This window comes from bacterium endosymbiont of Bathymodiolus sp. 5 South, from assembly GCF_900128535.1.
Classification (GTDB): domain Bacteria; phylum Pseudomonadota; class Gammaproteobacteria; order PS1; family Pseudothioglobaceae; genus Thiodubiliella.
Genome location: NZ_FQTR01000001.1, coordinates 1 through 20,526, shown reverse-complemented (window position 1 = coordinate 20,526; position 20,526 = coordinate 1). Strand labels below are relative to the sequence as shown.

The following is a 20,526-nucleotide window of genomic DNA, read 5'->3' as shown; positions in this document are numbered from 1 at the left end:
AGGTATGTCCTCCTCTATCTACCTTTCTGCTGCTCATAAATCCTCAGGTAAGACTGTCGTTAGCCTAGGCTTATGTGCAGCATTTAAAGCCCGCACACTCAAAGTTCAAGCATTTAAAAAAGGACCTGATTATATTGACCCGATTTGGTTGGCACAAGCCAGTGGCAACCCTTGCTACAATTTAGACTTTTATACCATGTCTGAAAATGAAATTAGTGCGTTATTTCATCAACAACAAAGTGATATCGCAATTATTGAAGGCAATAAGGGTTTGTATGACGGCATGAATACCACAGGGGGTGATGCCAATGCGGATATGGCAAAACTATTGGATACAAATGTTGTTTTAGTGATTGATAGTAACGGTATTACCCGTGGTGTTGCACCCCTATTAATGGGTTATCAAACTTTCGATACTAATGTTAATATTGTTGGCGTAATCCTGAATAAGGTTGCTGGCGAGCGTCATGAATCAAAGCTTGTCCAAGCCATTGAGTATTACACAGATACCCCTGTTTTAGGCGCTGTTCGTCGCTCTAAAGAATTGGTTATCGATGAACGCCACTTAGGGCTTATGCCGGCGAATGAGTCGACTCAATCTCAACGATTTATCAACAGTGCTGCTCGGATGATCGCTGACCAAGTGGACTTAGACAAGATTTTGTCTTTAGCCAGTGCAAAAAAATTGGTTGATATGCCAGTATCAGTTATTGCCTTTAGCAATTTAACAATCAGTGTAGCCAAAGACCCAGCCTTTGGTTTTTACTATCAAGATGACTTAGATGCATTCAAATCCTTGGGTGTCAAAATAAAATATTTTGATACATTAAAAGCCAGTGAATTGCCAAAATGTGATGGCTTGTTTATTGGTGGCGGTTTTCCAGAAATGCAACTTGAATCACTCAGTAGCAATCAATCCTTGCTTGCTGATATTAAACTAAAAATAGAGCAGGGATTACCCACTTATGCAGAATGTGGTGGGCTGATGTATCTTAGTCAGACAATCACTCATCAAGGAAAATCTCACCAAATGGTTGGCGTGATTCAGGCTAACACGGTGATGACGCCTAAACCGATTGGCAGGGGTTATGTGCAATTAGCACCAACAGACCAACACCCTTGGGAAGGGGCTGCCTCTGTGATTTATGCACATGAGTTTCATTATTCGAAACTTGAAAATATAAACCCTAAAACCCGTTATGCTTATAAGGTTTTGCGCGGCGTAGGTGTGGATAATAAGCACGATGGTATTTTAACGCACAACCTATTAGCCACTTACACACACTTGCGTAGTGTAGGTGGCAATCGTTGGGTTGAGCAATTTGTGAATTTTGTTAGGAAAAATAAAGAATGATTACAATTACTAAGCGTGCTGCTGAAGAAATCGCACTCTCTACACAAAACCCTGATGCACAAGGTTTGTTAATGCGTTTTGCGGTTGATAAAACCGATGAGGGCTTCCAATATTTAATGGGTTTTGATGAGCGCTCAGATAGCGATATTCATTTAGAATCAAACGGCATTGAGTATGTGCTGACTTATGCACAGAAAGAATTGTTAGAGGGCATGGTGGTTGATTTTGACGAGATTGATACCGAAGGGGGGTACGGCTTTATTTTTATGAATCCAAACGACCCAAATTACGAACCACCAGAAGAAGGTGTAGCACCTGAAAAAGCTTAATCAATAGAGCGCAGTAGTTGCTTTCCTGTGTCACTTTGTGCGCTCATTGTTAAAGTTCTGCTGTTGTCTTCACCAGTGATGTGAATAATTAAATCAGCAGGAGCAATCATACCTTTGCCTAATTCTGCCCATTCAATCAGTTGAATACTTTTGTCTTGTGAATATTCTCGAATGCCAATATATTCTAATTCTTCTGGGTCGCTGAGGCGATAACAATCAAAATGATGAATATTAATCGTTTGATTTTGATAACTTTCGACCAGTGAATAAGTGGGGCTCTTGACACGCTTAAAACCAAAAGTTTGAATAAAGTTTCTTGCTATTGTGGTTTTCCCTACGCCCAAATCACCCTCTAGGTAAATAACGATAGCATGATTAAGATTTTCTACATTGCGTGCTAAGTCCTGAGCAAATTTTGCCACTTCAAGCTCACTGTGAAAAACCAGATTCATTGGCGACACTCTTAGAATAACTGCCACATATAAATGCTAAACACACTTACCAATACGATACCTTCAAAGCGATTAATCCTATGTTTTTTATGAAACTTATAAGATAGGATGAATAACAGTAATGTCAATAGTAACATCACTGGGTAATCTCGAACAATAATCTCATCTGCCACTTTGGATGGGTGAATGAGTCCAGGAATAGCAAGAACAGCAATAGTGTTAAATAGATTAGAGCCAATCACATTGCCAACCACCATCTCATATTGCTTCTTTAAAACGCTAGAGATAGATACCGCTAACTCAGGCAAACTGGTGCCGAGCGCAATAACGCTTAAGCCAATGATTAAGTCAGATATTTCAAAGAATTTCGCAACTTCTACACCCCCCCATACAATCAATTTAGCACTGGAAATCAACACCACTAAACCAACAATAAGCATTACCCAAGTTTTTTTCGTTTGACTTTTATCAATGGTTTCTGAAAATTCATCAAATTCGTGAGAGTTTGAGTTTCTAGCTGTCATTAAAGTGTAAGTTAAAAATACAATTAATAAAAATACCAATACCAATCCATCAGCGACACCAAGGTGTTTATCCCATAGTAAGAAGCCAGCAACAAGCGTAACAAGCATTAAGAACAGCCATTCTTTTTTTAGAACTTTGTTTTTTACCTCAATAGGAGCGATGATGGCACTCACGCCAAGCACAAGTGCGATATTAAAAATATTAGAGCCGATGGCATTACCAATGCTTAGTCCTGTATTGCCATTTATTGCTGCTAAGCCTGACACCAGCATCTCAGGTGCCGAAGTACCGAAACCAAAAATAAGCAAGCCAATTACTAAAGGCGAAACTTTGAAAATATTAGCAATCTTTGCGCCATTTTCAGTAAATGTATCGGCACTCCAAATTAAAAGTATAAAACCTGCTAACAGGGCAATAATTGGTAGTAGAATATCAGGCATAATTAATGAAGCAATAATTTTTCACTCATTATAAAGGGTATAGTGCGCGCTGAACAAATATGATAATTTTTGACAACACTAAAAGAACAACCTTAGTTGCAAAACTTGTCTTATGGGCTTAATAACCTTGATTTACAAAATTTAATTATATTTATTTAGGAGGACTAATGAATAAAACAGAATTTCTAATTGGTCGTAGTGGGCTTGACCTGCAAGATGATTTTTATCCTGATGATTTACCTGAAGATTGGCGTTTTGATTATTATGCTGCTATCTTTAAAACGCTATCATTACCGATTGATACGGATGAAGATTTAGAGCAAATTTTTAGCGATATTGCAGAAGATGAAGAGAATGATTTTACGCTGGTGTTAACGATTAAACATTCGCAATTAACCGATGCAACAGCACTGAAAAACGCGCTAAATGAAGTACAAGATTATTCGCAAAATTTTATTTTATTTTGCGAAGTCGATCAGACACCAAGCACAGCCATAATGAAGTTATTGTCTGGCTATAAAGTGTGCTTCCAATCATCTAAAACACTTAAACTGGATTTACAAGAAGCGCAAGTCGCAGATATAATATTGAGTTTTAATCAATATCCAGTGTTATATGCTGCACAAGTATGGGATGAAAAACAAATACGCACCTACCTTGAAAGTATCGTTAATATCAACACTAAGACGGTCTTGATTTGCAAATTTGCAGAGCGTGAAACATTAGATAGAATCCGCATTATTGCTGAATTATTGGGTTTTTAGAGATGCGCGTAGCTTGAATATTTTACTAACACGCGCCTTAGCTCAAGTCCAACCATTGCAAACTTTGGTAAGTCAGAGTGGTTATCAAGCTATCTTGTTTCCCAGTTTAAAAGTTGAGCCTTTAAGTAATGCACCGCTTAAAAGCCATTATGATGTGCTGATTTTTATCAGTAGCAATGCAGTTGAATACAGTTTAGAGATACTTAAAAACTTAGCGCATCAGCAATGTAGATTTTTTGCTGTAGGTGCAGCAACTGCAAATAAACTGAATGAATATGGCTTTGAGGTTGATGCTTTCCCTGGTGAGAAAGCCTCTAGTGAAGCATTGTTGGCACTGTCAGAAGTCAAAATGCTAACAGATAAAGATATTTTGATCTTTCGAGGTAAAGGCGGAAGAGAAACGCTCAGAGAAGGGCTGGAGCGGCATAATACAGTTGAATATATTGAAGCTTATCAGCGTGTGGTGTGTGATGCTACATCACTACATCATAGCGCTTTGTCGGAATTTTTACAAAGTGATCAAGGTATTATTACCGCAACCAGTGTTGAAAACCTCACGGCACTTTTGTCAATAGTTGAGCAAATCGATACCAATTCGATGAATGCAATCAAGCGCTATCCATTAGTAGTATTAAGTGAGCGGATTAAAACTTTTGCACAATCTATAGGCTTCACTCAAGTTGAAGTTGCCACAAAAATCAGTGATGAAGGGTTACTTGAAGCATTAACAAACTTGACAAAAACCTAAAATAGGTTTATTGTTAACTATAGTTTATTTCTTGAGGAGAGTATTATGGTTAAGTTGAGTGTATCTAAGGCAGCAAGAATGTTGGGCATTAGTCGTTTTGATATTCAAAATCAAATCAACAATGGCAAACTGCAAACGCATGAAGGCTATGTAACAATAGACAGTTTGAGGTTGGCGTATCCGAGTGTTAATATGAGTTCTGAGCAAGACCAACATATTCAAAAAATGCAACAGATTAAGGATGATGCTATCCATAAAATAGAAGTTGATAACGCCATTCATGGTGCCAATGATAAAGTCTATCACGGTATTATCACTAATCTAAAGTCCAAACTTTATAAAGAAGAAATTAAAAATAAACATTATGAAATGGTGTTTTCTGAGTTTGCTGAACGCCTAGATATGCTTGAGCAGCAGTGCCATTCTCAAGATAAAAAAGCATTACACAACCTACAAGGCTGGGTTAAATCTCAACATTAAGCGTGCTACTATAAATGCTTAGCGATTTCTAGAGAAGGCTGTGAGCGATTCATTGAATAGAAATGAAAATTATTAACGCCTTGCGCTTTTAGCGTTTGACACAAGTTGGTGACAACCTCCAATCCAAACGCACTGAGTGAGTCAAAGTCATCTTGATACAGTTCTAATTTTTTTAAAATCCAATGAGGGATTTTTGCACCACACATTTTGGAAAATCTTACCAGCTGCGTGTAGTTGGTAATCGGCATAATGCCTGGGGTGATTGGAATATTAATACCGAGTTTTTCTGTTGCATCAACAAATTTAAAATAGGCATCAGCGTCATAAAAGTATTGTGTGATAGCACCATCTGCACCAGCCTTTACTTTGTCAGCAAAATGTTGCAAGTCAGTTAGTCTGTTTTTAGATTCTGGGTGCATCTCAGGATAGGCGGCTATTTCAATATGGAAGTGATGGTTGTATTGCGATTTAACAAATTCAACCAGTTCATTGGCATAATGGAAATCACCAATATCACGCACGCCAGATGGGATGTCACCTCTGAGTGCAACCAGTCGATTAATATTAGCTGCTTTATATTGGTCAAGCAATTCAATAATAATTTCTTTTTTTGAGCCAATGCAAGATAAATGAGGTGCAGCAGCGACAGTGTCATTTTTTTGAATATCTAAAACCGTCTCTAATGTTACCTCTTGTGTTGTACCAAGCGCACCAAAAGTCACAGAAAAATATTCTGGGTTGAGGCTACTCAGTTCTTGGCGAACTTGGTGTAGAGTTTGTTTGCCTTTTTCTGTTCGTGGGGGGAAAAATTCGAAACTTGTTTTCATTGGCATTCTAAATGCTGGTAAAAAGACGCTAATTATAGCGTATTTGTATGGCATTAAAGCTTTTGTCTAAGTCGCAACAATCGGGTAAAATAACTTTTTTTGTTTAAAAGAGCGTGTATGTCGAAAAGTGATTATATTGAGTTAGAGGGTGTGGTGAAAGAAAAATTACCCAACACCACTTTTACGGTTGAGTTAGAGAATGGGCACAGTGTATTGGCGCATATCTCTGGCAAGATTCGTAAGCACTATATTCGTATTTTACCAGGAGACAAGGTGACTGTAGAAATGACACCTTACGACCTAACAAAGGGTAGAATTACTTTCAGACATAAATAAAAAAAAGATTAAGCCGATGTGGTGGAATTGGTAGACACGCTGGATTCAAAATCCAGTTCCGCAAGGAGTGACGGTTCGACCCCGTCCATCGGTACCAAATTTAAACCAAAGTGAAATAATATGGAACAAGTAGATTTAATAGCAGAAGCCTTAAACCTAACCCTTTTTGGGATGGGTTTTGTTTTTTTGTTTTTGACTTTATTGGTGTTTGTGACCAAATTAATGTCAATTATTATTCACAGGGTAAACACAAACAAACAGGCATCAGTCACTGTTAACAATATGGACGACGAATTAGACGAAGAGACTAAATTTGTCATTGAGGAAGCTATTAAGATACACAGAGGAGCGTAGAAAAAATGCTAGATTTTCTAAAGAATGTTGTTCGAAATCCTAATAACCAAAAAAACACCAAAAAAGTAGAAATCACCGAGCTTGTTTTGCGAGATGCACACCAATCTCTATTCGCAACGAGAATGCGTATAGACGATATGCTCCCGATTGCTGATAAACTTGATAAGATTGGCTATTGGTCAATGGAATCATGGGGCGGTGCAACTTTTGATGCCTGTATTCGCTATCTTGGCGAGGATCCTTGGGACAGAATTCGTGAAATCAAAGCAGTCATGCCCAACACCCCTCAGCAAATGTTGCTCAGAGGGCAAAATTTACTCGGTTACCGCCATTATAGTGATGATGTGGTGCGTCAATTTATTGAGCGTTGCGCTGAAAATGGCGTCAGTGTGTTCCGTATTTTTGATGCAATGAACGATATGCGCAACCTAAAAACGGCCGTGGATCAAACCGTTAAATTAGGTCAACACGCCCAAGGCACCATTTCTTACACCGTCAGCCCAGTGCACACTCTGCAAACTTGGGTGGATATGGCAAAAGCCATTGAAGACATGGGCGCCCATTCTTTATGTATCAAAGATATGGCAGGCTTATTGCACCCTTATGATGCGTATGATTTGGTTAAAAAACTTAAAGCAACCGTTGATATTCCCATTCAATTACACGCGCATGCCACCACAGGCTTGTCAACCGCCTCGATTGTCAAAGCAGTGGAAGCAGGTATTGACCGTGTGGACACAGCTATTGGTTCTATGAGCATGACTTATGGACACTCAGCCACCAATTCAGTGGTATCTATTTTAGAAAATAGCCCTAGAAAAACAGGGTTAGATTTAGCCAAATTAGAAGAAATTGACGCCTACTTTAGACCCATTCGTGCCAAATATGCACAGTTCGAAGGCTCACTTAAAGGCGTAGACTCCAGAATTTTATTATCACAAGTGCCTGGCGGTATGTTGACCAATATGGAAAGCCAATTGCGCGAGCAAAATGCCCTTGATAAAATGGACGAAGTGATGGCAGAGATTCCACGCGTGCGTAAAGACTTGGGTTATATCCCTTTAGTAACGCCAACCTCACAAATTGTTGGCACACAATCGGTTTTAAATGTGCTAACCGGCGAACGCTATACGACCATCACCAAAGAATCCGCAGGCATTTTAAAAGGCGAATACGGCGCAACACCTGCCCCAGTTAATCAAGCCTTGCAAACCAAAGTACTAGATGGCAGCGAGCCAATTACCTGTCGCCCAGCAGACAATATCACACCAGAAATGCACATTTTGGAGCAAGAATTTGACAAAATCGTGGCAGAAAAGAGTTTAACCCTAGCCGATAATAAAATTGATGATTTGTTGACCTATGCTTTATTCCCACAAGTCGGCATCAATTTTATAGAAAATCGTAATAATGCTGAATTTTTTGAAGCTATTCCAGAAGCAGGTAATAGCATTAATAACTCAACCGAAGAGGGCAGTTATACGGTGTCATTCAAAGGCACTTCTTACAAAGTTGATGTGTCCGCAGGCGGTAATATCACCTCAATGAAGTCCGCCGCAGATGTTGTTGTGCCAGCAACACCAGCAGAAAAAGAAATGATTGATACCATACCTGCTGAAAATGCCGAAGAAATCGGCGCCCCCCTTTCGGGTAATATTTGGAAGGTGATGGTATTGCCTCATCAAAAAATCAATGAAGGGGATGTGTTGGTTATTTTAGAAGCCATGAAAATGGAAACTGAAATCAAAGCAGCAAGATCTGGCGTGGTCGCCAGCGTTAGCGTCAAAGAGGGTGATGCGGTAACTGTAGGTCAAACGCTATTAAGCATGGTATAGCCTGCCTTGAGTATTCTTATTTATTGCAAAGGTTTCTATGTGTCACTATCAACACTATTATTTTTCTAATTATTCATAATCACAAGGTCTCTCAATGGAACAATTAAACATGCTTTGGGCAAATACAGGATTACAGCAAATGGTTTGGGGTCAAGGGCTGATGTTGCTGGTAGGAATGCTGCTGTTATACTTAGCTATTGTTAAAAAGTTTGAGCCGTTGTTGTTGTTGCCCATTGGTTTTGGTGCGATTTTAGCCAATATTCCAGGGGCAGGTATCGCCGAGGGTAATGGGATTTTGCATATATTTTATGAAGTGGGCATTGAATCGGGCGCCTTTCCCTTGATTATTTTTATGGGGGTGGGTGCCTTGACTGATTTTGGGCCGTTGCTGGCCAACCCTAAGACTTTGTTACTCGGTGCAGCAGCGCAGTTTGGTATTTTTGCCACTTTGTTGGGTGCCATTGGTTTGAGTGCCATGGGGATTTTTGATTTTAGCCTTAATGACGCTGCTGCCATTGGCATTATTGGCGGGGCTGATGGACCGACCAGTATTTATGTTGCCTCCAAATTGGCGCCTGATTTATTGGGGGCAATTGCCGTGGCTTCTTATTCTTACATGGCGTTGGTGCCACTGATTCAGCCGCCGATTATGCGGGCTTTAACCACCCAAAAAGAGCGTCAAATTAAAATGGTGCAATTGCGTGAAGTCTCCACCGCAGAAAAAATCATTTTCCCCGTGATGTTGTTGATGTTGGTGGCATTACTCTTGCCAGATGCAGCGCCGTTATTGGGTATGTTTGCCTTTGGTAATTTGATGAAGGAATCGGGTGTGGTGGATCGATTGAGCGACACCACACAAAATGCCTTAATTAATACCGTAACCATTTTCTTAGGTTTAGCCGTTGGCTCGAAGTTGATGGCAGATAAGTTTTTACAACCTGAAACGCTGGGTATTCTGGTGCTGGGCATGGTGGCTTTTGCTATTGGCACAGCGTGCGGATTGTTGATGGCAAAATTGATGAACGCCTTTGGTAAAAATAAAATCAATCCACTGATTGGCTCAGCAGGCGTTTCTGCCGTGCCAATGGCAGCCCGTGTTTCTAACAAAGTAGGGCTGGAAACCGACCCACACAATTTCTTATTAATGCACGCCATGGGGCCAAATGTGGCGGGTGTGATTGGCTCGGCAATTGCTGCTGGGATTATGATCCAGTTTTTGAGTTAATTATTTTGCACAGAACCTTTTTAAAAGCCAAACTCCATCGCGTAACCACCACCGCCAGTGAAGTGGACTATGAAGGCTCGTGTGAGATTGACGGTATTTTATTAGAGGCAGCAGGCATCCATGCTTTTGAGCAAATCCAAATTTACAACATTAGTAACGGCAATCGCTTTACCACCTACGCAATCCGTGGCAAAGACAACTCAGGCGTGATTTCCGTGAATGGTGCAGCAGCACATAAGGCACAGGTTGGTGATTTATTGATTATTGCCTCTTATGCCAGTTACAGCGAAGTTGAAGTTAAAAACTATGCGCCAACATTGTGCTATGTTGATGCAAATAATGTATTGACACAAATCAAAGCTGCCCTTTAAAACCGATATTGTTGAGCGTTTAGATTGACCAGTTTTTGTTAGCATCACCTCTTAACGCTAATGATTATTATTTATTGCTTTAAAAAGATTCAAAGCATTTTCCAAATTGCGATGAGCCTCATGAAAATCAGGATTAATCTTAATGGCTTTTTCGAAAGCATTAATGGCGTTTTTATACTTTTTTAATTTATGATAAATCTTCCCCATATTGTAATAAGCCTTAGCGTCAATGGCTTTTTTATTATAAGCAACCCCTATACCGTGATAAGCCACATGAAAATTAGGCTTAATCTTAATAGTTTCTTTGTAAGCGTTAATAGCCTCTTGATACTTTTTTAATTCACCATAAGCAGCCCCCTTATTGTAATAAGCCTCATGAAAATCAGGCTTAATCTTAATGGCTTTTTCGAAAGCATCAATGGCGTTTTGATACTCTTTTAGTTTACGATAATTCTTCCCCTTATTGTAATAAGCCACATGATAATCAGGCTTAATCTTAATGGCTTTTTCGAAAGCATCAATGGCTTTTTTATAATTACCCTCCATGGCATAAGAATAACCAAGATTAGAGTAACCAATTAATATATATTTTTTCTCATTTTCATAATAAGCATGACCGATAAAATATTTCCATAGGTTAATTGCTGTCTTATAATCTTCTTGCCGTATTTTTAACATTAGTTTTTGAAGTTTTGTGCCAGATTTTTTAACTTCTTGTTCTGTTTTTTTGGTCAGCTTCACCTCTGGATTGGCTAATTTTTTTGCAGTTGAAGCACTAACTTTAGCTTCCTCCTCGTATTTTTTTGCATTTTTTGAGTGTGTTTTAATTACTGCTAATGTGCTTTCAGACTTTTTAACAAGTTTATCAAGAGCTTTGATTTCATCCTAACCACAAAAACCCCATACCCACCAAATACCATTAAAAAGATACCAATTACACTTAACCACCGATTAATTAAGCTTCCTTGGCTTTTTAAAACATCTTGCCTTAAATCTTGATATTTAGAGGTATTGTCTACATTTTCTTGTATGTTTTTAATGGTGTCCGATTGCCGTTCTAATCTATGTTCCAATGTCAACAATTGTTGTGATACTTTCTTGTTAGCCATTAGTGCAGTGCCAGTTTGTTTTGATTTTCGCAGATGAGGGCGTTGATTCCTTCTGTCAGTTCAATATTCCACTCAGTAATTGGCATCACTCTAGCCAATAAATCAGATAAGTTATGTAGTATTTGTAAGTTGAGGTTAAGACGCATATCTTTTTCATGGGTACTTTCAAAAATGAACACAATGTTGCCGTTCTCATAAGTGTTAATAGTGATTTTCTCTACCAAGATAGGTGCCTCACCCATTGGAAATGTGTCGCCTGTATTAAAAGGGGTTTTATAATCACTTTCATTAATGATATTTTGATGGTGTATCTGTTGTTCCATCTGCTTAAGTGTTGCTTCTTTCCCTGCATTTTGCGGTATAGGGGCAACAGGTATTTCTTGCATATCATTGAGTTTAGGTTCGTTGGTTAAAGTATGGGTAATGGTGCGGTTAAGAATATCCCAAAATGAGGTTACAATTCGACGGGTTAAAAGCAGGCGCATTTCTTCGTTTTCTTTGCTGTTAATGTTTAAAATAATTCTATCTTCTTGGGCTGAATAAGATATTTGCATTTGATGTATGTTCATACCAGCTTGCCATTTTCTAAGGTTAAAAATCGATCCATTTTTTTTGCAATATTCATATCATGTGTAACCAGAATTAAGGCTGATTTTTTCTGTTGCTTGAGCTCCATCATCAAGCCTAAAACTTCCTGTGCGCTTTTTGTATCTAAGTTGCCTGTGGGCTCATCAGCCAACAGGCAACTTGGGTTGTTAATCAGGGCGCGTGCAATTGCAACGCGTTGACGCTGACCACCAGAGAGTTCTGCAGGTCGATGATTGAGTCGGTTTTGCAGGCCGATATCTGCGAGTAGTTTGCTAGATTTTTCAAGTGCTGAGTGTGTGTCATCACCACGAATGAGCAGTGGCATTGCGACATTATCCAAGGCACTAAAGTCTTTTAATAAGTGATGAAACTGATAAACAAACCCCAAGTGTTGTGCACGAAGGTTGGTAATTGCTTCTTCGTTGAGTTGTGATAAATCAGCGTTGTTGATAATAACTTTTCCAGTAGTGGGCTGGTCTATGCCGCCTAACAAATTTAGTAAAGTGGATTTACCACAGCCAGATTGTCCGATAATAGCCAATGACTCTGCAGGATTAATGTCTAAATTTAGCGCATTTAATACAGGTGTTTCAATCTCAGCGTTATGATAGGTATAGCTCAAATTTTGACATTCGATAATCTTATTCATGATTAAGCACCTCTGAGATTTGCAGTTTTCCTGCGCGTTTTGCAGGGTAAATAGAGGCAAGCACTACCAAGACAAAAGCACCCACGGTAACCATAATCACATCATCTAAGTGAATTTCAGAAGGGAAACGGCTGATATAAAAGACATCTTTGGGGAAGAATTGAAAGCCTAATATTGACTCAATCACACCAATCACAGCTTCAATGTTCAGTGCCAGCAGAACCCCTAATATTGTGCCTATAACAATGCCGATAATACCGATGGTAATACCTTGGTAAAAGAATAATTTGACAATGCGTTTTGGGGTCATGCCAATGGTTCTGAGAATGGCAATATCGGCTTTTTTATCAGTAACCACCATGACCATCATTGAGACAATATTAAATGCAGCAACGGCAATAATTAATGACAATATAATAGCAATCATTTGTTTTTCGAGATTAAGCGCCTTGATGAAATTGGCTTTCTGCTGTGTCCAATCAACACCGTAATATTGACTAGAATTTAGACTATTGACGACTTCATTGGTAATTTTTTTGGCATTAAATAAATCATCAACTTTGAGTCGGATACCTGACACTTTGCCCTTCATTGCGTATAACAATTGCGCTTGATGTAGGTCAATAAAGGCTAAATTATTGTCATATTCACCAATACCTGCATCAAAAATACCACTCACGGTAAAACGCTTAAATCTGGGTTGTATACCCATAATATTAGCGGACAGTTGTGGCACGAGTAAAGTTACTTTATTGCCAACCCTCACCCCTAATTTTGTTGCCAAACCTGTGCCAATTAAGATGTTAGACTTGCCTAGTTCTGCATTGCCAGATTTGATTTTATCCAGTAAAACAGAAGTCTTTTTCTCTAACTTAGGCTGAATGCCTCTAATACGGATACCTTGTGAGCCAAACGAGGCATTGATAAGTGCGTATTTTTGTATATAAGGTGAGGTGCTAATGACATTTGGGTGTTGATTAATTTTTGCTTGCAATGTTTGCCAATTCTCAATTGTATCGCCATATCCTGTAATGTAAGCGTGTGAAATAGCGCCTAACACTCTATTGCGTAGTTCTTTATGAAAGCCATTCATGACTGATAGCACGGTAATTAATGTTATAACACCCAGTACCAATCCAACGATAGAGACACCAGAAATGAAAGAAACAAAGCCTTTCTTTCGATTGGAGCGTAAATATTGGTTAGAAATTTTAAATTCGATACTCATAAGGTTAATATTTTGTCATAATTAGCACTTCAAAAGTAAAGACCTTTGTGTAATTATGAACAATCATTAAAATGTCAGCTTTTATCAACTTGGAAATTTTTTTAAAAAATGTCCCAATTCAATAAAATCTGTTGTCTTTTTAATTATGTATAAGAGTACTGAGCTCTAAAAAAGGAGAAAAACATGTCAAACACAACCCTCAAAAACAAAATTGACCAGTTAGGCAACCTAATGATTGAAATTTACCAAGAAAAACATCAATCTGACTGCGATTATTAAAAAATTTATGGATTTAAACACGCGTCAATTGGGTAATTATTTGTTATTGCCAGTCTCAGTAGTCTTTTATTTGTTATCGCTTGTTAGAAAATTTTTATACCGTATCGGTCTGCTGTCCACCTATCATTTTGATGTAGCTGTGGTGGTGGTGGGTAATATTACCGTTGGTGGTAGTGGAAAGACACCCATTGTTATGGCTTTAGTTAAGCATTTTAAGCAACAAGGTAAGAAGGTCGGGGTGGTGTCACGCGGTTATGGCGGTACACACACTCAAGGCAGTTTGTTGGTTGATCAAAACACCTTAGCCAGCTTATCTGGTGATGAGCCTTTACTGATTGCCACCCAATCCGATGTGTTGGTCATGGTGAATAAAAATCGCGCACAAGCAGTGAGAGATTTAATCACGCAATATCAGCCAGATATTATTATTAGTGATGATGGTTTGCAACATTACGCCATGGGGCGTGCAGTTGAGATTGTGGTAGTAGATGGTAAGCGTCGTTTTGGCAATGGTTTCTTTCTACCTGCTGGAGCGCTTAGAGAGTCAGTTGCAAGATTAAAAAGTGTCGATTTTGTCATTAATAATGGCGCACAGCAGGCAGGCGAATACCCATCAAAATTAACCCCAAAATCATTTATTAATTTATCGACAGGTGTAGTTCAACCACTTGATTTTTTTGAAAAGACAGTCTGTCACGCTGTCGCAGGTATTGGGCACCCGCAGCGCTTTTTTGATACGCTATCTGAGCTTGGTGTGTTGGTTGAGCCACACGCATTTTCTGACCATTACGCCTTTACTGAAAAAGAGTTGAGTTTTGTTCAGGATTATCCAATTATTATGAGTGCTAAGGATTGTGTAAAATGTAGGCAATTCGCAACGCAACAGATGTGGTATTTATATTCTGAGGCCGATTTAAGCGATGATTTTTTGACAAAACTGGATGCTAAATTATGATTGATGAATCCCTATTAAAATTGTTAGTTTGTCCACAAAGCAAAGCACCACTTAAACAAGTGGAGGACGAATTGATTTGTGAGCAGAGCGAATTGGCTTACCCAATTATTGACGGTATCCCCGTGTTATTGGCCGAAGAAGCAAGAAAAATAAACTAATGGATTTTTCCGTTATCATTCCTGCACGCTACGCATCAACTCGTTTGAGTGCTAAATTACTAAGAGATATTCACGGCAAACCACTCATTCAACATACTTATGAAAATGCCAAAAAAAGCGGCGCAGCTACTGTGATTATTGCCACAGATGACAAACGCATTGAGAAAGTTGCCAACGGTTTTGGCGCAACCACTTGCATGACCAATGAGGCACACACATCAGGCACTGCCCGTATTGCGCAAGTATTGGAAATACTTGGTATTGACGATGAACAAATCATTGTTAATGTGCAGGGTGATGAACCGATGTTGGGCGAGCAAGTGATCAAACAAGTGGCAAACAATTTAGCCAATTCGAAGATGCAAATGGCAACACTATGTGAGAATGTGTTAGACAAGGCGCAATATTTAGACCCAAATTGTGTAAAAGTGGTATTTGATAAATTTGGCAAGGCACTATATTTTTCACGCGCGCCAATTCCTGCTTTTCGAAATGAGGCGGATTTTGATGTAGCACTGTGTTTTAAACATATCGGTATTTATGCGTATCGCTCAGGTTTTATCAAGCAGTATTTGACCATGAACAGCTCAGACTATGAACAAGTGGAGAAATTAGAACAACTTAGCGTGCTGAATGAAGGGCTTGGTATACATGTTGCACTTGCTTGCGCTCCAGCAGGTTTTGGTGTGGACACTGCTCAGGATTTAGAAAAAGTAAGGGAGGTATTACAGTGATCATTGATGGTAGGAAAATCGCACAAGACTTAAGAACAGATATGGCGACTCAGGTAGCGTTGTTTGGCCGCAAGCCAGGTTTGGCAGTGATTTTGGTGGGCGATGACCCGGCCTCTAGTGTATATGTGCGTAACAAGGGCAATGCTTGCGAGGAAGTGGGTTTTTATACTGAAAAAATCAACAAATCTAACGATATTACTCAGGCTGAATTGTTAGCAGAAATTGAGCGTTTAAATAATGATGACAGAGTTGATGGTATTTTAGTACAATTACCCCTACCAAAACATTTGGATGCCAATCAAGTGATTGAGACCATTGACCCTACAAAAGATGTCGATGGTTTCCATAGCGAAAATATCGGGAAATTGATGCAAAATAAACCCTTTTTACGCCCTTGTACGCCTAAGGGGGTAATGACACTATTAGCAGCCACAGGTGTTGATCTGGTAGGTAAAAATTGCGTGGTAGTGGGTGCATCAAACATTGTTGGACGACCAATGGCAATGGAGCTTTTAAACGCGCGTGCTACAGTGACGATTTGTCATAGCAAAACTCAAGATTTACCCAACAAACTCAAACAAGCTGATATTGTGGTGACAGCCGTTGGTATTGCGCAAATGATTCAAGGCGAATGGATTAAGCAAGGTGCTATTGTGATTGATGTTGGTATCAATAGACTGGATAATGGCTCTTTGGTTGGTGATGTAGATTTTGAGTCTGCTGAGAAAGTGGCTAGTTGGATTACACCCGTGCCTGGCGGTGTTGGGCCGATGACCATTGCCACATTATTAGAAAATACATTAATCGCCTATAAGGCAAGAGAGGAAAAATGAAATTATTACTAAAAGGCTTTCGCAATGGACTGGGCGCAATTATTGCCTTGATTAGTTGGCTAATTCCAGTCCGCAAAGTTAAGCGTGGTGAGTCCAAGCAGCAAGAAGTGGATCAACAAACCGCTAATATTGAACTGTATCAATTTTTTGGTTGTCCATTTTGTATCAAGGCCAGAAGGGTCATCAGACGCTTAAATCTTAAAATTGTTACCAGAGATGCACAAAATAGACAGGGCGCTTACAGAGCAGAATTACTCAAAGCAACAGGCAAAACTCAAGTGCCTTGTTTAAAAATTACGAATGGCGATCAAGTCGAGTGGATGCTTGAAACTTCTCAGATTATTGCTTATTTAGAAAAGAATTTTGGGTAATACTGCATATTGAAGATAATACAGAGTCTCAAAAACACTAAGGCAGAAAGCCTTTTAATTGTTTAATACTTGCATCTAACTCAGCCTGAGAGTTGGCTGTAATATTGATATGCCCCAATTTTCTATCGGCGCGCTCTTCTTTATCATATAAATGCAAATGCGTATTTGACAGTTTAAGCACAGTCTCTATATCACCAATCTCCCCAATAACATTAATCATGGCACAAAATGGATGGGTTGGTACACTATCACCTAAGGGCATACCAGTAATAGCACGCACATGGTTTTCAAATTGAGAGGTATTGGCGCCTTCAATACTCCAATGTCCAGAATTATGCACACGAGGTGCCATTTCATTGACCACCAACCCCGTTTCTGTTTCAAACAGTTCAATCGTTAGAGCACCGACATGCTCCATCTCATCAAGCAAAGTTTGCATATAGTGCCGCGCCGTTTTCTGCACTTCTGGGTCAATAGATTGAGCGGGTGCAATGGTTAATCGTAAGATACCATTATGGTGTGTATTTTCAACCAAGGGGTAATATTTGTGATTATTATCAGTATCACGCACTGCAATCAATGAAAGCTCTCGTTTGAAATTAACAAAACCCTCAAGAATCGATTCTTTCGCCTGCATACTGTTCCAAGCTTGGGTAATTTGACTGGTATCGTGCAGCAAAAATTGACCTTTGCCATCATAGCCTTCAGTGGCAGTTTTCAAGATGGCTGGCAGGCCAATTGCCTCAACTGCTTGTTTTAAATCTTCTTCAGAATTTACCATTTGGTAAGGTGCACAAGGGATATTAAGTTGATCAAACAAAGCCTTTTCACGACCACGATGCTGCGTGGTGAATAGTGATTTTGCACTAGGGTAAACGGCCACTGTTTTGGCTATTTTTTTGACGACTTCTACATCTGTATTTTCACTTTCAAAGGTAATGACATCAGCAAAATCAACCAAAGACTTATTATCATTAATAAACAAATGCCCTAACAATGAGGAAGGTTCATTCTGCGAATTCCCTGAAAAACCAAACTGATGGCCAAGTGGATAACCAGCAATAGCAAGCATTCTGCCTAATTGACCTGCACCTAAGACGCCGACTTTCATTTAGATAGCAGGGTTAGGGTTGTCAAGAACATCCTGTGTTTGCTTGACTCTAAAAGCAGCAACTTTTTCTCTAACGATATTGTCTTCATTGGCAATAATTTGCGCCGCTAAGATACCAGCATTTTTTGCACCTGCCTCACCAATTGCCAGTGTCCCAACTGGAATACCACCGGGCATTTGGGCGATAGATAACAGTGAATCTTGTCCGCTAAGCGCACGGGATTGAACAGGAACACCTAAGACGGGTACGATGGTCTTGCTTGCCACCATACCTGGTAAGTGCGCTGCCCCTCCTGCACCTGCAATGATAACCTTTAGTCCGCGTTCGCTAGCGGTGCTTGCATACTCAAACATCAAATCAGGTGTGCGATGTGCTGACACCACCTGCACTTCATATGGGATGCCAAATTGCTCTAGCATTTCCACTGCATTTTTCATGGTTGGCCAATCAGATTTTGACCCCATAATAACACCAACAAGTGCACCCATCAATTTCTCCAAAGTTTTTGTATGTTTAAATTATACTCAATTCAAAGTCTGGGTGTAAAAAAGGCAAATGCCCAGTATTAAGTCGGGTGATTGATATATTGTGCATTGTATACCATTTAATAATAGCAATAGGCACTAAGGTATCTCGCTCGCCCAAGATGACTTGCACGGGTATTGTTAATTGTTTGAGTGGTTTGCGTAGGTCGGACTTTAACAAAATAGCCAAGCCTTGAGCGAGTGCATTAGGGCTTGCAGGTAATGTATCAATAGAGTGTTTAAGTGATTTGAGCTGCGCCTTATTATCAGTTTGCAAGCTAATAAAACGCTTTAGTCCTTGAGTGGAGTCAAGTTGCAAAGTGTTCGAGAATTGTTCAAAATTATTGACATCAATGCCATAATTCCAGTCATTATCTTTGATAAATTTAGGTGTAGAGGCCAGCAAGATAAGTTGAGATATTTTGATTTTGTTAGCAATATTTATTGCCAACAATCCACCTAATGACCAACCTAATAATATTGGATTATTAGGCAAGATTTTAATAATCTCATTACACCACTCATTAAGCCCACCGTCAACATTGGCACTTCTGCCATGTCCAGGTAAATCAATAAGGGTGATGCGGTATTGGTTTTTATAAGCATCAACCAAGTGGCTAAACAACGCTGAATTAAACCCCCAGCCATGAAGTAACACCAAATCAGTCCCAATACCTTGTGTATTACTGTAGAGCATATTTAAGTTGGGTGAGTAAATGTTTAATTTGGTCGTGTGTATGCTCGGCACTTAATGTTATTCTTAAGCGTGCGGTGTCTTTTGGCACAGTCGGTGGGCGGATGGCGCTAACATAAAACCCTGCACTGAGTAATTCTTTTGAAAGGTGAATTGCCTTTTTACTACTGCCCACAATATAGGGCTGAATAGCACTATTAGAATTTGCCATGGGTAAATTTAGGGCTTTAGAAAGCGTTTGAAAATAACAAATATTGGACAATAATTTAGCATTTTGTTCACCTTGTTTAATCAACTCCAAACTTTTTATTGTCGCAACGCACAAAGCGGGTGCAATTGCTGTGGTGTAAATATAAGGGCGTGATTTTTGAATTAGAAAATCAATCAAATCCTCATCACCAGCCACAAACGCCCCCATTGTGCCGGCAGCTTTACCTAGTGTTGCCATGTAAATCGAGTTTTGAGGAATGATGGGTACAAACACGCCAAATCCATGCGCATCATCTTGCATTAAAAGCGCACTAGATTTTTTCACCATTTTTTCAATGCCTTTAATATCAGCCCGATCGCCATCCATGCTAAATACGGTGTCCGTTGCAATCAACCCTTGCCCTGATTGTTTTGCTATTTTTTTTTCAAGCGCAATCATATCATTGTGTAAATAGCGCTGCAGTGGCAAACCAATCAAATGATTCGCATCAATCAGTGATGCATGGTTCAGCTTGTCTTGCAAGACCCAGTCAAGCTCATCTCTGAGCGCAGAAAACACCCCGATATTTGCCATATAACCCGTTGAAAACAACAACGCTTTTTCCTGCCCCGTATAATCAGCCAATGCCTCCTCTAACGCCTGATGTGCTGGCGTGTGTCCGCTAATCAAATGCGATGCACCAGCACCAACGCCGAATTTATCAACCCCTTGTTTGAAGGCTTGTTTGATTTTTGGGTGCTTGGCAAGCGACAGATAATCATTTGAACAAAAATTTATCAAGGATTGCCCATTGATAATAAGTTGCGTATTTTGTGCATTTTCAGATATTTTTCTTGAGCGATACAGATGACTCTGTTTAAGGCTTGATAATTTTTTTGCAAAATCCATATATCTATTTTATAGTTTACAAGGTAACTTGATGGCACAATATAGAAGCTTCCTGTATTGCCCTCAAAAACCAACCTCAAACCCAAAAAAACTTATTTTTTTTCAACAAGAAAACCAACAAAACCCCTAAGTTACCATTAAATTTTTATAAAT

27 protein-coding genes and 1 tRNA gene are annotated in these 20,526 nt (G+C 39.4%); 16 read left to right on the top strand and 12 right to left on the bottom strand.

Annotated features, from left to right (window positions below; translation table 11 throughout):
- Positions 1-4: 4 nt before the first annotated feature.
- Together BBROOKSOX_RS00140 and BBROOKSOX_RS00135 are read left to right on the top strand one after the other, a co-directional pair.
- Entirely contained in the window at positions 5-1,354 is a 1,350-nt protein-coding gene (locus BBROOKSOX_RS00140) for a cobyrinate a,c-diamide synthase (protein WP_139659146.1), read from the top strand.
- Positions 1,351-1,683 carry a HesB/IscA family protein gene (locus BBROOKSOX_RS00135; protein ID WP_139659145.1) on the top strand — a complete coding sequence of 111 codons (333 nt, stop codon included), beginning with the start codon at positions 1,351-1,353 and terminating at the stop codon, positions 1,681-1,683. The genes BBROOKSOX_RS00140 and BBROOKSOX_RS00135 overlap by 4 nt, the downstream gene beginning before the upstream one ends.
- Here BBROOKSOX_RS00135 and tsaE read toward each other — a convergent pair.
- Complete coding sequence (gene tsaE / locus BBROOKSOX_RS00130) at positions 1,680-2,135, bottom strand: tRNA (adenosine(37)-N6)-threonylcarbamoyltransferase complex ATPase subunit type 1 TsaE (protein ID WP_139659144.1); 456 nt, start codon at positions 2,133-2,135, stop codon at positions 1,680-1,682. The two genes, BBROOKSOX_RS00135 and tsaE, sit on opposite strands and share 4 nt — an antisense overlap.
- A gap of 11 nt (positions 2,136-2,146) precedes the next feature.
- Complete coding sequence (locus BBROOKSOX_RS00125; RefSeq protein ID WP_180323790.1) at positions 2,147-3,100, bottom strand: calcium/sodium antiporter; 954 nt, start codon at positions 3,098-3,100, stop codon at positions 2,147-2,149.
- Positions 3,101-3,267: 167 nt separating this feature from the next.
- Here BBROOKSOX_RS00125 and BBROOKSOX_RS00120 point away from each other — a divergent pair, with 167 nt between their 5' ends.
- Genes BBROOKSOX_RS00120 through BBROOKSOX_RS00110 form a run of 3 tightly spaced genes read left to right on the top strand, consistent with a single transcriptional unit; the run spans position 3,268 to position 5,092 of the window.
- Entirely contained in the window at positions 3,268-3,864 is a 597-nt protein-coding gene (locus tag BBROOKSOX_RS00120) for a hypothetical protein (protein ID WP_139659143.1), read from the top strand.
- 13 nt (positions 3,865-3,877) lie between these two features.
- Entirely contained in the window at positions 3,878-4,612 is a 735-nt protein-coding gene (locus tag BBROOKSOX_RS00115; protein ID WP_139659142.1) for a uroporphyrinogen-III synthase, read from the top strand.
- 45 nt (positions 4,613-4,657) lie between these two features.
- On the top strand, positions 4,658-5,092 hold the full coding sequence (locus BBROOKSOX_RS00110; protein ID WP_010645624.1) for a hypothetical protein: 435 nt from the start codon (positions 4,658-4,660) through the stop codon (positions 5,090-5,092).
- A gap of 8 nt (positions 5,093-5,100) precedes the next feature.
- Here the strand turns inward: BBROOKSOX_RS00110 and metF are convergent, their stop codons facing one another.
- Positions 5,101-5,919, bottom strand: coding sequence for a methylenetetrahydrofolate reductase [NAD(P)H] (gene metF, locus BBROOKSOX_RS00105; protein WP_139659141.1), 819 nt, complete (start codon positions 5,917-5,919; stop codon positions 5,101-5,103).
- A 117-nt stretch (positions 5,920-6,036) separates the two neighbouring features.
- Here metF and infA point away from each other — a divergent pair, with 117 nt between their 5' ends.
- The 6 genes from infA to panD all read left to right on the top strand — a co-directional run bounded on the left by infA (position 6,037) and on the right by panD (position 10,040).
- Positions 6,037-6,255: a translation initiation factor IF-1 gene (infA, locus tag BBROOKSOX_RS00100; protein WP_010645628.1), complete on the top strand. Its 219-nt coding sequence runs from the start codon at positions 6,037-6,039 to the stop codon at positions 6,253-6,255.
- Between the two features lie 12 nt (positions 6,256-6,267).
- Positions 6,268-6,352, top strand: a tRNA-Leu gene (locus BBROOKSOX_RS00095).
- A 23-nt stretch (positions 6,353-6,375) separates the two neighbouring features.
- On the top strand, positions 6,376-6,609 hold the full coding sequence (locus tag BBROOKSOX_RS00090; protein ID WP_010645631.1) for an OadG family protein: 234 nt from the start codon (positions 6,376-6,378) through the stop codon (positions 6,607-6,609).
- Between the two features lie 5 nt (positions 6,610-6,614).
- Positions 6,615-8,444, top strand: coding sequence for a sodium-extruding oxaloacetate decarboxylase subunit alpha (gene oadA, locus BBROOKSOX_RS00085; RefSeq protein WP_139659140.1), 1,830 nt, complete (start codon positions 6,615-6,617; stop codon positions 8,442-8,444).
- A gap of 94 nt (positions 8,445-8,538) precedes the next feature.
- Positions 8,539-9,669 (top strand): sodium ion-translocating decarboxylase subunit beta, encoded by a 1,131-nt coding sequence (locus tag BBROOKSOX_RS00080; protein WP_139659139.1) that lies wholly within the window; start codon positions 8,539-8,541, stop codon positions 9,667-9,669.
- A 5-nt stretch (positions 9,670-9,674) separates the two neighbouring features.
- Positions 9,675-10,040 (top strand): aspartate 1-decarboxylase, encoded by a 366-nt coding sequence (panD, locus tag BBROOKSOX_RS00075; protein ID WP_139659138.1) that lies wholly within the window; start codon positions 9,675-9,677, stop codon positions 10,038-10,040.
- Between the two features lie 57 nt (positions 10,041-10,097).
- Here panD and BBROOKSOX_RS00070 read toward each other — a convergent pair whose 3' ends face one another.
- The 5 genes from BBROOKSOX_RS00070 to BBROOKSOX_RS00050 form a co-directional block, all read right to left on the bottom strand.
- On the bottom strand, positions 10,098-10,781 hold the full coding sequence (locus BBROOKSOX_RS00070) for a tetratricopeptide repeat protein (RefSeq protein WP_139659137.1): 684 nt from the start codon (positions 10,779-10,781) through the stop codon (positions 10,098-10,100).
- Positions 10,782-10,873: 92 nt separating this feature from the next.
- Entirely contained in the window at positions 10,874-11,149 is a 276-nt protein-coding gene (locus BBROOKSOX_RS00065; protein ID WP_139659136.1) for a hypothetical protein, read from the bottom strand.
- Positions 11,149-11,718 carry a hypothetical protein gene (locus BBROOKSOX_RS00060; protein WP_139659135.1) on the bottom strand — a complete coding sequence of 190 codons (570 nt, stop codon included), beginning with the start codon at positions 11,716-11,718 and terminating at the stop codon, positions 11,149-11,151. The genes BBROOKSOX_RS00065 and BBROOKSOX_RS00060 overlap by 1 nt, the downstream gene beginning before the upstream one ends.
- A complete protein-coding gene (locus BBROOKSOX_RS00055) occupies positions 11,715-12,386 on the bottom strand; it encodes an ABC transporter ATP-binding protein (protein WP_139659134.1) in 672 nt (223 codons plus the stop codon). Before BBROOKSOX_RS00055 ends, BBROOKSOX_RS00060 begins: the two co-directional genes overlap by 4 nt.
- On the bottom strand, positions 12,379-13,614 hold the full coding sequence (locus BBROOKSOX_RS00050) for a lipoprotein-releasing ABC transporter permease subunit (RefSeq protein ID WP_139659133.1): 1,236 nt from the start codon (positions 13,612-13,614) through the stop codon (positions 12,379-12,381). Before BBROOKSOX_RS00050 ends, BBROOKSOX_RS00055 begins: the two co-directional genes overlap by 8 nt.
- Positions 13,615-13,849: 235 nt before the next feature.
- On the opposite strand from BBROOKSOX_RS00050, the gene lpxK reads away from it, so the two are divergent.
- From lpxK to BBROOKSOX_RS00025, 5 genes are read left to right on the top strand one after another with little or no spacing between them, the layout of a single operon-like run.
- The gene (lpxK, locus tag BBROOKSOX_RS00045) at positions 13,850-14,848 is read left to right on the top strand and encodes a tetraacyldisaccharide 4'-kinase (RefSeq protein WP_257607706.1); all 999 of its coding nucleotides are present in this window, start codon (positions 13,850-13,852) and stop codon (positions 14,846-14,848) included.
- On the top strand, positions 14,845-15,006 hold the full coding sequence (locus BBROOKSOX_RS00040; protein WP_139659132.1) for a Trm112 family protein: 162 nt from the start codon (positions 14,845-14,847) through the stop codon (positions 15,004-15,006). The genes lpxK and BBROOKSOX_RS00040 overlap by 4 nt, the downstream gene beginning before the upstream one ends.
- Entirely contained in the window at positions 15,006-15,740 is a 735-nt protein-coding gene (gene kdsB / locus BBROOKSOX_RS00035; RefSeq protein ID WP_139659131.1) for a 3-deoxy-manno-octulosonate cytidylyltransferase, read from the top strand. The genes BBROOKSOX_RS00040 and kdsB overlap by 1 nt, the downstream gene beginning before the upstream one ends.
- Positions 15,737-16,573: a bifunctional methylenetetrahydrofolate dehydrogenase/methenyltetrahydrofolate cyclohydrolase FolD gene (gene folD, locus BBROOKSOX_RS00030; protein ID WP_139659130.1), complete on the top strand. Its 837-nt coding sequence runs from the start codon at positions 15,737-15,739 to the stop codon at positions 16,571-16,573. Before kdsB ends, folD begins: the two co-directional genes overlap by 4 nt.
- Complete coding sequence (locus BBROOKSOX_RS00025; RefSeq protein WP_139659129.1) at positions 16,570-16,944, top strand: glutaredoxin family protein; 375 nt, start codon at positions 16,570-16,572, stop codon at positions 16,942-16,944. The genes folD and BBROOKSOX_RS00025 overlap by 4 nt, the downstream gene beginning before the upstream one ends.
- A gap of 37 nt (positions 16,945-16,981) precedes the next feature.
- On the opposite strand, the gene BBROOKSOX_RS00020 is transcribed toward BBROOKSOX_RS00025, so the two are convergent.
- The 4 genes from BBROOKSOX_RS00020 to BBROOKSOX_RS00005 are packed head-to-tail and all read right to left on the bottom strand — an operon-like array spanning position 16,982 to position 20,373.
- Positions 16,982-18,055 (bottom strand): 5-(carboxyamino)imidazole ribonucleotide synthase, encoded by a 1,074-nt coding sequence (locus BBROOKSOX_RS00020; protein WP_139659128.1) that lies wholly within the window; start codon positions 18,053-18,055, stop codon positions 16,982-16,984.
- Complete coding sequence (gene purE, locus BBROOKSOX_RS00015) at positions 18,056-18,544, bottom strand: 5-(carboxyamino)imidazole ribonucleotide mutase (RefSeq protein ID WP_139659127.1); 489 nt, start codon at positions 18,542-18,544, stop codon at positions 18,056-18,058.
- A 25-nt stretch (positions 18,545-18,569) separates the two neighbouring features.
- Positions 18,570-19,277, bottom strand: a complete 708-nt coding sequence (locus tag BBROOKSOX_RS00010; RefSeq protein ID WP_139659126.1) for an alpha/beta fold hydrolase — start codon at positions 19,275-19,277, stop codon at positions 18,570-18,572.
- Positions 19,264-20,373, bottom strand: coding sequence for an aminotransferase class I/II-fold pyridoxal phosphate-dependent enzyme (locus BBROOKSOX_RS00005; protein ID WP_139659125.1), 1,110 nt, complete (start codon positions 20,371-20,373; stop codon positions 19,264-19,266). Before BBROOKSOX_RS00005 ends, BBROOKSOX_RS00010 begins: the two co-directional genes overlap by 14 nt.
- Between the last annotated feature and the right edge of the window lie 153 nt (positions 20,374-20,526).